This window comes from Duganella rivi (assembly GCF_009857435.1).
Classification (GTDB): domain Bacteria; phylum Pseudomonadota; class Gammaproteobacteria; order Burkholderiales; family Burkholderiaceae_D; genus Rugamonas; species Rugamonas rivi.
Genome location: NZ_WWCK01000005.1, coordinates 589,912 through 602,671, shown reverse-complemented (window position 1 = coordinate 602,671; position 12,760 = coordinate 589,912). Strand labels below are relative to the sequence as shown.

Here is a 12,760-nt window from a genome sequence, read left to right as displayed (position 1 = left end):
TCAGCCCTTCGACGGTTCAGCGGCTTTGGCTTGTGCCGACGGCGGCGGCGCGGACGGCAGCTTGACCGAGGCGCCCGGCTTCAGGCTGTCCAGGCGCGAAATGATGACGTGCGCGCCTTGCTGCAGGCCCTCCTGTACTTCGGCATAGCCTTCCTCTTCGTTGCGCAGGCCGATCTTGACCGGCTGCGCCAGCAGCTTGCCTTGTTCTACCTTGTAGACGATCTGCTGGCCGTCCTTGTCGCTGCGGATGGCGGCCAGCGGCACCACCGGCGCCACGGCCGAGCGGTCGGTGACGATGCTGCCCTTGGCGAACATACCGGCGCGCAGCGCGTGGTCGTCGTTCTTGACCGAGATGTAGACCAGCATGGCGCGCGAGCCGGCCTCGGTGGCCGGATTGATGCGCGCGACCTTGCCGGCGAACTCGCGCTGGGCGAAACCATCGACGCGGAATTTCACATCCTGTCCCACTTTCACGCGCGGGATTTCGGAGGCCGGCACTTGCGCTTCCAAGGTCAGCTCGGACAGGTTGACGATGCTGTACACCGGCATATCGAGCGCCAGCTTTTCGCCGGCCTGGACGTGGCGCTTGCTGATCACGCCATCGATAGGCGCCTTGATCACGCCGTCGTTGAGGGCAATGCGCGCAATCTCCACCATCGCTGCTGCCGACTTGACGGCGGCGCGCGCCAGGTCGACCGTGTTCTGGGTCGAATCGTAGGCGTTTTGCGAGATGTATTTTTGCTGGAGCAGGGCTTGGCTGTTACCTTCGTTTTTGGTTGCCATCGCCAGCTTGGCTTGTGCTTCGTCGAGCATCGCTTGCTGCTGTTGCAGGCGCGCGCGCAGGTCGGCCTGGTCGATGCGGGCCAGCACCTGGCCGGCGCTGACCGGCATGCCTTCTTGCAGCGTGGTCGCTTCCACCACGCCCGACACCTTGGACTTGATGGTGGCGGAACTCAGGGGCGCCAGCGAGCCGGATAAGGGCAAGCTGACCGCCAATGAACGGGCGCCGACGGCGGCGATGTCGCCGGTCGACAATTCGAATACGTCTTTCTTTTCCTTGGCCGCAGGCGCCGCCGCTGCGGCCGGGGCAGCGGCAGGCGCTTGCTTGTTGTGCCAGACAGTCCAACCGCCGCCGGCCAGCGCAACCACAACGAGAATAGCTACCGGTTTGCGCCAGGCTTGTTTGCGCACGGTAGGCTGAGTGTATGGGGGGAGGGTTTCAAGTTTCATATCGTTTTTCTGGTATGGATTGCGCATGGTGTCACTTTAGGCCGTTGCAAGAGTGACAGCCAGCAGAATGCGATAGGCGGTGTAAAAACACGCCTGAAATGCAGAAAAACGAGATTGGCGGGAAATTAATACATGCGTAGCCTTACCAGCACCTGGCCGTGGTCTGACGCATCCGGCTGCTGCGGCTGCAAGTGACTGTTCAGGTAGCTGACGTGCAGCACTTCGCCCACCGCGTGGCGCGAGGCCGGGTGGAATTCTTCCGACACCAGCACGTGGTCGATGGTCATCTGATGACCGTCGTGGGTGATGGTGTAGCCGCCGTCGCGGTGGTTCTCGCGGCCGGGCTGGAGTTGACGGCAATCGAACAACTGGCCGCGCAATTCCTCACCCGGCTCGCAGGATTTGCCCGCGCCCATGACGATGTGGGTGGTGACGGCGTCAACGGTGTCGTTGAAATCGCCGAGCACCACGCGCGGGCGGCGCTGTTCCTTGTCCATAGCGCTGAGCAGGGCGCGCAGCGCAACCGCCTCGGTGCCGCGCCGGATCAGCGAGCGCAGATTGGCTTGCGCATGCAGCATCGGGTCGTCGCCGACGTCGCCGTTGCGGTAGTCCGGGCGCTTGGATTTCAGGTGGATCACGATCACATCGGCAATTTGCTGGTTCGGCAGCACCACTTGCGCGTGCAGCGGCGCACGCGCGAAGCGGTCGGCGTCGCGGCTGCCTTCGGGCAGGGCCACACCGTCCGGGAACATGATGTAGGCGGCGGCCGGCGCGGCCAGCGGCAGGCGCGTGATCAGCGCCACTTCCGGCGTCAGGCGCGGCGCGCCGGTGAGGGAATCGGGCGGCGGCTCAAAGCCGGCCAGGGTGGCGTCGCGGTAGCGGCGGCTGTGCGCCATGACGTCGCGCAGTGCGTCCAGGGAGAAGATTTCTTGCAGGCCGATCACGTCGGCATCCAATTCGTCGAGCTGCTGCGCCGTCCACGTCACTTTTGCCTGGTACTCGGCTTCGGTCAGGGGCGCCAGATTGTCGTACAATTTCGCCCCAGGCTGGGAAAGATTGCATACATTGAAAGTGGCAAAGCGAATTTCCTGCTGCATAATGGACAACTCCCCCCGATCACACCATGGCTAAAAAAGAGCACATCTCCGAAACTCCAGCGACCCAGCTGCTGCGCAAGAACAAGGTGGCGTTCTCCGAGCACCCGTATGACTACGAGGAGCACGGCGGCACCGGCGTTTCATCGCGCGAGCTGGGCGTCGACGAGCATCACGTGGTCAAGACCCTGGTGATGCAAGACGAAGCCGCTAAACCCTTAATTGTGCTGATGCATGGCGATTGCAAGGTCTCGACCAAGAATCTCGCCCGCAACATCGGCTGCAAGTCCGTCGAACCGTGCAAGCCGGAAGTGGCGTCGCGCCACAGCGGCTACATGATCGGCGGCACCTCGCCATTCGGCACCAAGAAGAGTATGCCCGTGTACGTAGAGGATAGCATCCTTGCGCTGGAAACGATTTATATCAATGGCGGTAGGCGCGGCTATCTGGTCGGCATCAAGCCCCAAGTGCTGACCGAGCTGCTGAACGCCAAGCCGGTACACTGCGCTCTGGCCGAGTAAGGCGCGGCAGTGTATATTCCGTCCCAAATTCGGGGTCAGTTCTGCCAATCGGACATTTCGCGCGCGAAATGTCCGATTGGCAGAACTGACCCCGAATTTGGGATAACAATAATTTGAGGAAAAGATGAATACAGTTTGGATGACCGTGGCCGCGTACCTGATCGGCTCGATCTCGTTTGCCGTTGTCAGCAGCAAGTTGTTCGGCCTGGCCGATCCCCGCACCTACGGTTCGAAAAATCCCGGCGCCACTAATGTGTTGCGAAGCGGCAACAAGGGGGCGGCGATTGCTACTCTGATCGGCGATGCCGTCAAGGGCTGGCTGGCAGTCTGGCTGGCGATTCATTTCCAGAACCAGCTGAATATCGGCGATGCGACCATCGCGCTGGTGGCGATTGCCGTGTTCCTGGGCCACCTGTGGCCGGTATTCTTCCGCTTTGTCGGCGGCAAGGGCGTGGCAACGGCGGCCGGTGTGCTGCTGGGCTTGAATCCTTGGCTAGGCGTCGCCACCTTGGTAACGTGGCTGGCCGTGGCGTTTGCATTCCGTTATTCGTCGCTGGCAGCCTTGGTGGCGGCAGTGTTTGCGCCGTTCTATTATGGTTTATTGTTTGGCGTTGAGCCGCAGTTGTACGCCGTGTTCGCCATGAGCGCGCTGTTGGTTTACCGTCACGCGAAAAATATCTCCAACCTGATTGCAGGCAAGGAGAGCCGCATCGGCAGCAAAGCGAAAGGCAAGTAAAAATGGCAACTACTCTCAAAATCGATTTCGTCTCGGACGTCTCTTGCCCATGGTGCGCCATCGGCCTGAGCTCGCTGGACAAGGCGCTGGCCGCCATCGGCGATGATGCCGAAGTTAGTATCCACTTCCAGCCGTTCGAGCTGAACGCGAACATGCCGCCGGAAGGCCAGGACATCACCGAGCACCTGACCGAGAAATACGGCTCGACCGCCGAGCAGCAACAGCAAGCGCGCGAGATGATCCGCGCGCGCGGCGCCGAGGTCGGTTTTGAGTTTGCGATGGACAAGCGCGGCCGCATTTACAACACCTTCGACGCGCACCGCCTGCTGCACTGGGCCGGTTTGCAAGGCAAGCAGAAGGAACTGAAGCAGGCGCTCTTCAAGGCCTACTTCACACAAGGCCTGGATCCCAGCGCGCACGAAGTGCTGATCTACGTCGCCGGCGAAGTCGGTCTCGACAAGGATGCGGCGCGCCAGGTGCTGCATTCCGGCGAGTACGGCAACGAGGTGCGCGAGGCCGAGCAGTTCTTCCAGCGCCACGGCATTAACTCGGTGCCGGCCGTGATCATCAACGAGCGCCACCTGATTTCCGGCGGCCAGCCGGCCGAGGTGTTCGAACGCGCGTTGCGGGAGATTATGTCCAAGGCGTAAAAAGTCGCCTACTTTCCTCTTGTTTTGCTATAAACTCCTTGGGTAAAAATGATAAGACACTTGTCACTCTACTCAGGGAGGCCCATGCTGGCCGTAGAAAAAGTTCACACGCTGCACACTGCTCGTCCCCAGGCGGACCAATTCCGGCTCGCCGCGCTGCACCGTTATCACATCCTCGACACCCCCGCCTGTGAAGATTTCAGCTTCCTGACTGAGCTGGCGGCCAAGGTGTGCGAAGTTCCTTACGCTTTCATTTCGCTGGTTGACACCGACCGCGTGTGGGTCAAATCCTGCACCGGCATGCAGATGGGCGAGCTGCCGCGCGGCGAGAGCTACTGCTCGCTGGCCGTGCTGGGCGATGCCGCCACCGAAATCCCCGACCTTAGCGACGACCCGCGCACCGCGCACATGGCGCTGACCGTCGGCGAGCCGCATATGCGCATGTACAGCAGCGTGGCGCTGACGTCCTCGGACGGCCACGCCATCGGCACCCTGTGCGTGCTGGACACCAAGCCGGGCCGCCTGCGCGACGACCAGCGTGCCACGCTGGCGAAACTGGCGCGGCAGGTGATGGCGCTGATCGAGCTGCGTTCCAACGAGCGCAATCTCGAAGCTGCCGTGCGCGAGCTGGAGTTGCTGGCCACCACCGACGAGTTGACCGGCTTGCACAACCGCCGCTCGCTGCTGCACCGCCTGAAGTTCGAGGTGGCGCGTGCGCGCCGTTTCCGCGCGCCGCTATCGGCGCTGATGATCGACGTCGATCACTTCAAGAAAATCAACGATGAATACGGCCATGTGGTGGGTGACCAGGTGCTGGCCAACATCGGCCGCTTGCTGCGCGAGAACGTGCGCGTGATCGATATGCCGACCCGCTACGGCGGCGAAGAAATGTGCGTGCTGCTGCCGAATACGCCGGTGGAAGGCGCGTGCAAGCTGGCCGAAACGCTGCGCGCTAAAATAGAGGCGCAGATCCACGTGGCCGGCGCGCGCCAGTTGCAGATCACTGCAAGCATCGGCGTGGGCGCGTTCAACCACATGGAAATCGATGACGCGGAAAGCTTGCTAAAGCAAGCCGACGCCGCGATGTACCGCGCCAAGCGCGGCGGCCGTAATCGCGTGGAATGCGGCGCTGACTAAGAGGAGACGGATCATGCCTACTGCTAGCTGGAACGGCGTCGTCATCGCGCAGGCGGACGACGGCGAAGTTCAAATCGTCGAGAACAATGTCTACTTCCCGCCGTCCAGTGTGAAGCGGGAATATCTGCAAGCGAGCAGCCACACTTCGCGCTGTCCGTGGAAGGGCTTGGCCAGTTATTACACGCTCAGCGTCAACGGCAAGCTCAATGAAAACGCTGCGTGGTACTACCCGGAGCCTTCCGAGAAGGCCGCGCAGATCAAGGACCACGTGGCCTTCTGGCGCGGCGTCGAGGTGCAGCGCTAGTTGGATAACATCACTCACAGCATTATCGGCTTTGGCGTTGGCGAGGTAGTGCATCGCAGTCTGCCTGCGGAGGTGGACTCGCTGTCGCAGCGCGTGCGGCATCGGCTGTTGCTGGTGTCGTGCGCGCTGGCGAGTAATTTTCCTGATCTCGATCTGTTCCTGACCAAGCTGCTGCCCGATCCTTTGGGCTATCTGCTCAATCATCGCGGGCATACGCATACGGCGTTGTGGGCGCTGCCGCAGGCGTTGGTGCTGGCGGCCTTGCTGTGGCTTTGCTGGCCTTCGGCACGTGCGCTGCTGCGCTCTAGCCGTCCGGCGCGGCTTGGTTTTGCGCTCAGTATCGGCGTCGGCTTTGCGCTGCATTTGCTGATGGACTTTACCAATTCGTACGGCGTGCATCCTTGGTATCCATTTGATGGCCGCTGGTTTTATGGCGATATGGTGTTCATCATTGAGCCGCTGTTTTGGGTGGCGATTGGTGTGCCGATGGCGCTGATTATGCGCTGGCGGTCTTTGCGTTTTATCGGTTTGCTGGCTTTGTTTGCGGCGCTGGTGTTTTTTGCGGCGCGTGGTTATTTGGGATGGATGTCATTTGCGGCGCTGCTGGCGATTGCTGCTGTTTGCGGCGTGGCGCAGTGGCGTTCGGGTGAGCAGGGACGCGGTGGTTTGCTGCTGGCGCTGGGCGTCAGTGTGGTGTTCATTGCGGGACAGGGCGTGGCGTCGCACGTGGGCCGGGCGCTGATTACGGCGGACTTGCAGCGCATCGATCCTTCGTCACGCGTGCTGGATGTGGCGATGACGGCGTTCCCGTCGCAGCCGCTGTGCTGGACCTACGTCAGCATGGAGAGCAATGGCGAACAGTATCGCCTGCGCCGTGGCATTGCCAGCGTGGCGCCAGCGTGGCTGGCGGCTGCGGCGTGTCCGGCAGGCTTGAACGAGCAGCCGCAAACCGTTAGCGGCAGCTTGCAGGAGCTGCGCGCGCAGAAGGCCGGCAACTGCCAAGTTGACGCCTGGCTGCGCTTTGGCCGCATGCCGATCTTGGCGAATGGCGTGCTATCCGATTACCGCTTCGCCACCACGCCGCGCGGGAACTTCACCTCGCTGCGTGTCAACGAATCAGCCCCATGCCCGCAAGGTGTGCCGGCATGGGGCTATCCGCGCGCTGACTTGTTTTAAGCGGCTTGCTTCAACACGTCATCGTGATCGGTGGAGGTGGCGAGGTCGATCCACTCCGCCATCTCTTTTTCCACGAACTGGTTTTTAGCGCGCACGCGTTGCACCGTGTCCGAACCGAGTTGCAGGCGGACTGGCGGCTTGTCGCTGTCGGCCAGTTGCAGCAGGGCGCCTGCCAGCTTGACTGGATCGCCAGGCTGCGCATGGTTGGCGCCTGCCGCGAAGTCGCGCATCGCGCCTACCGTGGCGGCGTAGGAATCGATGCGGTCACGCGTGGACACCAGCGAAGTGGTATCGAGGAAGTCAGTGCGGAAGAAGCCCGGTTCCACCACGGTCACCTGGATGCCCAGCGGTTCCAGCTCGATCGACATTGCTTCGCTCAAGCCTTCCACCGCAAACTTGGTCGAACCGTACACGCCCCAGCCGGCATACGAAGAGTAGCCGCCCACCGACGAGATGTTCATCACGTGGCCGCTGCCCTGCTTGCGCATCACCGGCAGCACGGCGCGGGTGACGTTGAGCAGGCCGAACACGTTGGTCTCGTACAGCGCGCGCACTTCCTCGGCGTTGGCTTCCTCCACCGCGCCCAGCAAGCCGTAGCCAGCGTTGTTGACCAGGACGTCGATGCGGCCGAAGCGCGCCACCGCTTGCTGCGCGGCGACGATGGCTTGCGCTTCCAGCTTCACGTCCAGGCGCAAGGCCAGCAGGTTGGGATGCTCGCCCAGCGCGGCGGTGACGGCTTCGGGATCGCGTGCAGTCGCCACCACGAAGTCGCCGCGCTCCAGTGCTTTTCGCGCCGTCAGTACGCCAAAGCCACGCGATGCGCCGGTAATGAACCATACTTTTTTCATGATGCTTTCCTTTCGAAGTGAGTTGATGGAGCCCAGTTTAGGCTTCAGGAACCTGCTACACTAGCCATAGGAAAGCTGTTTGATTTTCACCTATTGGTTGATAATGATATGGACAAGGCCCGGGTCATCAGTTTGTTCATCGGCGTGGTGCGCGCCAAGAGTTTTAGCCAGGCGGCAGTCGATGCCAGCTTGACGCCGCAGGCGGTCAGCAAGGCGGTGAGGCAGCTGGAGGAGCATCTCGGCGTGCGGCTGTTCCACCGTACCACGCGCAGCCTCAGCCTCACTGACGAGGGCACGCGCCTGTTCGAATTGGCCAATCCCGGCCTGCGCCTGCTGGACGATGCGATCGATCAAATCCAGAGCAGCCGCCTAGATGTGGACGGCCTGATCCGCGTGGCCGCGCCTATGTCAATCGGCAATTCCATCATCGTGCCGCTGTTGCAGGAATTTCAGCAGCGCTACCCCGGCGCGCATTTCGATATGCAGCTGGACGACCATTTCACGGATCTGGTCGAGAGCAAGATCGACGTCGGCTTCCGCGCCGGCAGTCCGCCCGAGCGCAATCTCATTTCGCGCAAGCTGGGCGAGATCACCTTGCTGACCTGCGCCGCGCCGTCCTATCTTGATCGCCACGGTACGCCCAGGCGCGTGGCTGACCTGGCCGAGCATCGCTGCACCGGTTTCCGTCAGCCGAATACCGGCCGTTTGCTGCCATGGGAATTCCACGTCGACGGCGCTACCGTCTACCAGGACGTGCCGGTGGTCGCCAGCTTCAATACGGTGGAAGCGGAGTTGACGGCGGTGCTGAACGGCATGGGCATCGGCCAGATGCCAGTCTTCATGATCGAGCGCGAACTGGCCAGCGGCGCGCTGATTCCGCTGCTGACGCCGACCATCACTGCCAACAACGGCGTTTTCATGTACTACCAGCAACGAACCCAGATGCCGCTGCGGGTGCGGCATTTCATCGATTTTGTGTCCGAGCAGGCGCCGCTGCGGTTACAGGCGCAGCGCCGTGCTGTCAATGCGGCAAAAGGAAAGTAAGGCCAGTTTCAGTGCGTGTGTGCACGGTTCCAGTGCCTGGCACGTTGTACTGTGTGGCTACTTCACCACAAAAGCGCCTAGAATCAAGCTGTATAGGCTGCTTTCTGCCTATTTGGTTGGCACAACAATTGCATTGCCCTCCAGAAAGGAAGAAGATCGATGACTATGGAGGCTGTTATGAATACCGTAACTGAAAAAGACAACAAAACCGCAGTACAACACGAATCGCCGGCCGATGATCATCGTCTGCGTAGCGAACGCATTGCCGCCCAAGGCGTGCACCTGGGCAATGGCAAGGCGAAATACCTGATCCCGCTGGTCGGCCTGGCCGTTCTCGCCGGGATGGCATTCGCCCAGAGTTAAATGACTCTGAGCTCGTCGAGCGGCCAGCGCGGCCGCACGTTGAACGAGTAATCCTTCTTCGCCGCGTCCGGGTTGATCATCAAGCGCATGGCCCCGGCGAAGGCGATCATCGCGCCGTTATCGGTGCAAAATTCCAGTTCCGGGTAGTACACCTTGAACTTCTTCTTGGCTGCCGCCGCGTTCAGCGAGGCGCGCAGCTGCGCGTTGGCGCCCACGCCGCCGGCAATCACCAGCCGCTTCAGGCCGGTGTGCTTGAGCGCGGACACGCATTTCGCCGTCAGCACTTCCACAATCGCATCGACAAAGCCGCGCGCGATGTTGGCTTTGTCCTGCTCGCAGATGTTGGCGACGATCTTTTCTTCGTGGTTCTTCACCACCGTCAGCACCGCCGTTTTCAGGCCGGAGAAGCTGAAGTTGAAATCCTTGGTGTGCATCATCGGACGCGGCAGCTTGTACGCCAGAGGATCGCCGAACTCGGCCAGGCGCGAGATCGCCGGGCCGCCAGGGTAGCCCAGGCCCAGCAGCTTGGCCGATTTGTCGAACGCTTCGCCTGCGGCGTCATCCAGCGTTTCGCCCAGCAGCGTGTATTGGCCGACGCCGTCCACCCGCATCAGCTGGGTGTGGCCGCCCGAGACCAGCAGGGCGATGAAGGGAAACTCCGGCGGCTCCGACGCCAGCAGCGGCGACAGCAGGTGGCCTTCGAGGTGGTGCACGCCCAGCACCGGCTTATCCAGCGCGAGACCGAGGCTGCATGCCACCGACGAGCCAACCAGCAGCGCGCCAGCCAGGCCCGGGCCTTGGGTGTAGGCGATGGCGTCGATGTCGTTCAGCGATTTGCCGGCATGTTCCAGCGTCTGCGTCAGCAGCGGAATGGCGCGGCGGATGTGGTCGCGCGAGGCCAACTCCGGCACCACGCCGCCGTATTCCTCGTGCATGGCGACCTGCGAATGCAGGGCGTGGGACAGCAGGCCTTGTTGCGTGTCGTACAACGCAAGGCCGGTTTCGTCACAGGAGGATTCAACGCCAAGAACGATCATGGAAGCAGCACAAATCAAAAGGGGAATCCGCCATTGTAATGGAAATGGCGTGCAAGCATGCACCAGCGCAGTTCCGCAGCGCACTGGCCGGGTGCGCATTTTTGCCAAATGGTCAGAATTTCATGCTGTTTTGAATGGCATTGCTTTTGCTTCATGCAGCGCAGGGGGAGGGCGTAGCCATGGACAGGCACTGGAAGCTGATTTGCAAACTCAAGGATGTACCGCTGGGCGGCGGAGTGCGCCTGGTGCCGCGCGGGCTGGCGTGGCAGGAGCTGCCGGGCGTGGCCTTGTTCCGCACCGGCGAAGAAAGCGTGCACGCGGTGCTCGATTGCGATAGCACGCGGCGGTATTCGGTGAAGGTGGAGGGCCTGAAGGTCTATCTCGACCTGGATGAACTGAGTGCGCCCGCCAGCAAGGCCGAAGCGGCGCTGGCGGGGACGTTTGGCGTGGCCACCAGCATGGTGGCCTACTGCTATTGAGGCGGCTGATTACGGACGGTTCTTCAACTGCTGGTGCGCTTCGCGCAGCATCTTCTCGGTGGTGTCCCAGTCGATGCAGCCGTCGGTGACAGAGCAGCCGTAGACCAGCTGGCTCAAATCGGCCGGGATCTTCTGGTTGCCGCCAACGATGTTCGATTCAATCATCACGCCCACCAGCGACTGGTTGCCCTGCACGATCTGGTGGATGACGTCGGCCATCACCAGCGGTTGCAGTTCCGGCTTTTTGTAGCTGTTGGCGTGCGAGCAGTCGACCACCAGGTTGGCCGGCAGCTTGGCCTTGGCCAGCGACTGTTCGGCAATCGCAATCGACACCGAATCGTAGTTCGGACGGCCGTCGCCGCCGCGCAGCACCACATGGCCATAGGCATTGCCGCGCGTACGCACGATCGACACATTGCCTTGGGCGTTGATGCCGAGGAAGGAGTGCGGGTGCGCCGACGACAGGATGGCGTTGATGGCGATGCTGATGTCGCCATCGGTGCCGTTCTTGAAGCCGACCGGGGTCGACAGGCCGGACGACATTTCGCGGTGGGTTTGCGATTCGGTGGTGCGGGCGCCGATGGCCGTCCAGGCGATCAAATCGCCCAGGTATTGCGGCGAGATCGGATCCAGCGCTTCGGTGGCGGTCGGCAGGCCCAGTTCGCAGACATCCAGCAGGAATTGGCGGGCTTTTTCCATGCCGACGTTGACGCGGAAGGAATCGTCCATGTCCGGGTCGTTGATATAGCCTTTCCAGCCGGTGGTGGTGCGCGGCTTTTCGAAATACACGCGCATCACCAGCAGCATGGTGTCGGCGACTTCGGCTTGCAGGGCTTTCAGGCGGCGTGCATAGTCCAGGCCGGCAACCGGGTCGTGGATCGAGCATGGGCCGACCACCACGAACAGGCGCTTGTCCTTGCGGTCAATGATGTTGCGCAGGGCTTCGCGGCCTTGCATCACGGTCTCGGAGGCCAGATCGGTCAGCGGCAGCTTGCTGTGCAAGGCTTCCGGCGACGGCATCGGCGCAAACGAGGTGACGTTGACGTTTTCAATGTCTGGGGAAATCATGATCTCTACTGTGTATTCATTTCGGGGGACGGATAGTGTAGCCGAAATGCGCCCCGGTGGTTTAAGCTTGCTGCCATGACCACATTTGAACCCTTCCCAGCCGCACGTTTCATCAAGGAAATAGGCCGCGGCAAGAACGGCGCCCGCAGCATGACCCGCGACGACGCCCATGACCTGTACCAAGCCATGCTCGATGGCCGCGTGTCCGACCTGGAGTTGGGCGGCGTGTTGCTGTCGATGCGCATCAAGGGCGAGTCGGTGGAGGAGATTGCCGGTTTCCTCGATGCGGCGGAGGCGGCGTTTGAGCCGTTCAATGCGCCGCCCGGCCAGTTTGCACCGGTGGTGATCCCAACCTATAACGGCGCGCGCAAGATGGCGAATTTGACGCCGCTACTGGCGATGCTGCTGGCGCGCGAGGGCGTGCCGGTGCTGGTGCACGGCGTGGCGACTGACCTGGGACGCGTGGCGACGGCGGAAGTGTTTGCCGAGCTCGGCGTAACGGCGGCGCGCCATCGCTCGGAGGCGGAGGAGGCTATGTCGCAGGGCAAGCCGGCCTTTATCACCATCGAGACCATGGCGCCCAAGCTGGCGTACTTGCTGTCCTTGCGGCGCAAGCTGGGCGTGCGCAATTCGACCCACACGTTGGTGAAGATCATGCAGCCGTTTGCCGGGCCGGCGTTGCGGCTGGTGTCGTACACGCACCCGGAGTACCTGGAGATGCTGGGCGAATATTTCACCACGGCGGCCCTGCACGAGCGCGGCGATGCGTTCCTGATGCGCGGCACGGAAGGCGAGACGGTGGCCAACGCCAACAAGGCGCAGCAGATTGACTGGTTCCACGGCGGCCTGCGCACGACCCTGGTGCCGAAGCAAACCTTGGTCGGCGAGTTGCCGCTGCTGCCGGAAAACAAGGATGCGGCGACGACTGCCGCGTGGATCACGTCGGTACTGGACGGCGAAGTGCCGGTGCCGCCGCCGATCGCGGAACAAGTGGCGCAATGCCTGCTGGTGGCGCGCACCGTGCAGTCGCGCCAGCATGTGAGCGAGCCGATAGCGTAGAATCTCGCCCCTTC

At 62.1% G+C, this 12,760-nt stretch carries 15 protein-coding genes; 10 read left to right on the top strand and 5 right to left on the bottom strand.

Annotated elements, in window-relative coordinates:
- On the bottom strand, positions 1 to 1,191 hold the full coding sequence (locus tag GTP45_RS18840; RefSeq protein WP_371874473.1) for an efflux RND transporter periplasmic adaptor subunit: 1,191 nt from the start codon (positions 1,189 to 1,191) through the stop codon (positions 1 to 3).
- A 164-nt stretch (positions 1,192 to 1,355) separates the two neighbouring features.
- Complete coding sequence (locus GTP45_RS18835; RefSeq protein WP_161015405.1) at positions 1,356 to 2,327, bottom strand: endonuclease/exonuclease/phosphatase family protein; 972 nt, start codon at positions 2,325 to 2,327, stop codon at positions 1,356 to 1,358.
- Positions 2,328 to 2,353: 26 nt separating this feature from the next.
- Between GTP45_RS18835 and ybaK the strand changes: the two genes are divergently transcribed.
- From ybaK to GTP45_RS18805, 6 genes are all read left to right on the top strand, one after another.
- Positions 2,354 to 2,845 carry a Cys-tRNA(Pro) deacylase gene (gene ybaK / locus GTP45_RS18830; protein ID WP_161015404.1) on the top strand — a complete coding sequence of 164 codons (492 nt, stop codon included), beginning with the start codon at positions 2,354 to 2,356 and terminating at the stop codon, positions 2,843 to 2,845.
- Between the two features lie 124 nt (positions 2,846 to 2,969).
- The gene (plsY, locus tag GTP45_RS18825) at positions 2,970 to 3,581 is read left to right on the top strand and encodes a glycerol-3-phosphate 1-O-acyltransferase PlsY (protein WP_161015403.1); all 612 of its coding nucleotides are present in this window, start codon (positions 2,970 to 2,972) and stop codon (positions 3,579 to 3,581) included.
- 2 nt (positions 3,582 to 3,583) lie between these two features.
- Entirely contained in the window at positions 3,584 to 4,231 is a 648-nt protein-coding gene (locus tag GTP45_RS18820) for a DsbA family oxidoreductase (protein ID WP_161015402.1), read from the top strand.
- A gap of 84 nt (positions 4,232 to 4,315) precedes the next feature.
- Complete coding sequence (locus tag GTP45_RS18815; protein ID WP_161015401.1) at positions 4,316 to 5,368, top strand: sensor domain-containing diguanylate cyclase; 1,053 nt, start codon at positions 4,316 to 4,318, stop codon at positions 5,366 to 5,368.
- 13 nt (positions 5,369 to 5,381) lie between these two features.
- The gene (locus GTP45_RS18810) at positions 5,382 to 5,672 is read left to right on the top strand and encodes a DUF427 domain-containing protein (protein WP_161015400.1); all 291 of its coding nucleotides are present in this window, start codon (positions 5,382 to 5,384) and stop codon (positions 5,670 to 5,672) included.
- Positions 5,673 to 6,848, top strand: a complete 1,176-nt coding sequence (locus GTP45_RS18805; protein WP_161015399.1) for a metal-dependent hydrolase — start codon at positions 5,673 to 5,675, stop codon at positions 6,846 to 6,848.
- On the opposite strand, the gene GTP45_RS18800 is transcribed toward GTP45_RS18805, so the two are convergent.
- The gene (locus GTP45_RS18800) at positions 6,845 to 7,696 is read right to left on the bottom strand and encodes an oxidoreductase (protein WP_161015398.1); all 852 of its coding nucleotides are present in this window, start codon (positions 7,694 to 7,696) and stop codon (positions 6,845 to 6,847) included. The genes GTP45_RS18805 and GTP45_RS18800 overlap by 4 nt on opposite strands.
- A gap of 108 nt (positions 7,697 to 7,804) precedes the next feature.
- On the opposite strand from GTP45_RS18800, the gene GTP45_RS18795 reads away from it, so the two are divergent.
- A complete protein-coding gene (locus GTP45_RS18795; RefSeq protein WP_161015397.1) occupies positions 7,805 to 8,740 on the top strand; it encodes a LysR family transcriptional regulator in 936 nt (311 codons plus the stop codon).
- Positions 8,741 to 8,917: 177 nt separating this feature from the next.
- On the top strand, positions 8,918 to 9,103 hold the full coding sequence (locus GTP45_RS18790) for a hypothetical protein (RefSeq protein WP_161015396.1): 186 nt from the start codon (positions 8,918 to 8,920) through the stop codon (positions 9,101 to 9,103).
- Here GTP45_RS18790 and tsaD read toward each other — a convergent pair.
- Positions 9,100 to 10,140 (bottom strand): tRNA (adenosine(37)-N6)-threonylcarbamoyltransferase complex transferase subunit TsaD, encoded by a 1,041-nt coding sequence (gene tsaD / locus GTP45_RS18785; RefSeq protein ID WP_161015395.1) that lies wholly within the window; start codon positions 10,138 to 10,140, stop codon positions 9,100 to 9,102. The genes GTP45_RS18790 and tsaD overlap by 4 nt on opposite strands.
- Positions 10,141 to 10,319: 179 nt before the next feature.
- Here tsaD and GTP45_RS18780 point away from each other — a divergent pair, with 179 nt between their 5' ends.
- Complete coding sequence (locus GTP45_RS18780) at positions 10,320 to 10,619, top strand: Rieske (2Fe-2S) protein (protein ID WP_161015394.1); 300 nt, start codon at positions 10,320 to 10,322, stop codon at positions 10,617 to 10,619.
- A gap of 9 nt (positions 10,620 to 10,628) precedes the next feature.
- On the opposite strand, the gene GTP45_RS18775 is transcribed toward GTP45_RS18780, so the two are convergent.
- The gene (locus tag GTP45_RS18775; RefSeq protein WP_161015393.1) at positions 10,629 to 11,687 is read right to left on the bottom strand and encodes a 3-deoxy-7-phosphoheptulonate synthase; all 1,059 of its coding nucleotides are present in this window, start codon (positions 11,685 to 11,687) and stop codon (positions 10,629 to 10,631) included.
- 75 nt (positions 11,688 to 11,762) lie between these two features.
- Here GTP45_RS18775 and ybiB point away from each other — a divergent pair, with 75 nt between their 5' ends.
- On the top strand, positions 11,763 to 12,746 hold the full coding sequence (ybiB, locus tag GTP45_RS18770) for a DNA-binding protein YbiB (RefSeq protein WP_161015392.1): 984 nt from the start codon (positions 11,763 to 11,765) through the stop codon (positions 12,744 to 12,746).
- Positions 12,747 to 12,760: the final 14 nt, after the last annotated feature.

Excerpts from the sequence above, each read along its gene's own strand:
- GTP45_RS18835 (WP_161015405.1), bottom strand. The coding sequence starts at position 2,327 with ATGCAGCAGGAAATTCGCTTTGCCACTTTCAATGTATGCAATCTTTCC.
- tsaD (WP_161015395.1), bottom strand. The coding sequence starts at position 10,140 with ATGATCGTTCTTGGCGTTGAATCCTCCTGTGACGAAACCGGCCTTGCG.
- plsY (WP_161015403.1), top strand. The coding sequence starts at position 2,970 with ATGAATACAGTTTGGATGACCGTGGCCGCGTACCTGATCGGCTCGATC.
- GTP45_RS18800 (WP_161015398.1), bottom strand. The coding sequence starts at position 7,696 with ATGAAAAAAGTATGGTTCATTACCGGCGCATCGCGTGGCTTTGGCGTA.
- GTP45_RS18810 (WP_161015400.1), top strand. The coding sequence starts at position 5,382 with ATGCCTACTGCTAGCTGGAACGGCGTCGTCATCGCGCAGGCGGACGAC.
- ybaK (WP_161015404.1), top strand. The coding sequence starts at position 2,354 with ATGGCTAAAAAAGAGCACATCTCCGAAACTCCAGCGACCCAGCTGCTG.
- GTP45_RS18775 (WP_161015393.1), bottom strand. The coding sequence starts at position 11,687 with ATGATTTCCCCAGACATTGAAAACGTCAACGTCACCTCGTTTGCGCCG.
- GTP45_RS18815 (WP_161015401.1), top strand. The coding sequence starts at position 4,316 with ATGCTGGCCGTAGAAAAAGTTCACACGCTGCACACTGCTCGTCCCCAG.
- ybiB (WP_161015392.1), top strand. The coding sequence starts at position 11,763 with ATGACCACATTTGAACCCTTCCCAGCCGCACGTTTCATCAAGGAAATA.
- GTP45_RS18780 (WP_161015394.1), top strand. The coding sequence starts at position 10,320 with ATGGACAGGCACTGGAAGCTGATTTGCAAACTCAAGGATGTACCGCTG.
- GTP45_RS18795 (WP_161015397.1), top strand. The coding sequence starts at position 7,805 with ATGGACAAGGCCCGGGTCATCAGTTTGTTCATCGGCGTGGTGCGCGCC.
- GTP45_RS18790 (WP_161015396.1), top strand. The coding sequence starts at position 8,918 with ATGAATACCGTAACTGAAAAAGACAACAAAACCGCAGTACAACACGAA.
- GTP45_RS18820 (WP_161015402.1), top strand. The coding sequence starts at position 3,584 with ATGGCAACTACTCTCAAAATCGATTTCGTCTCGGACGTCTCTTGCCCA.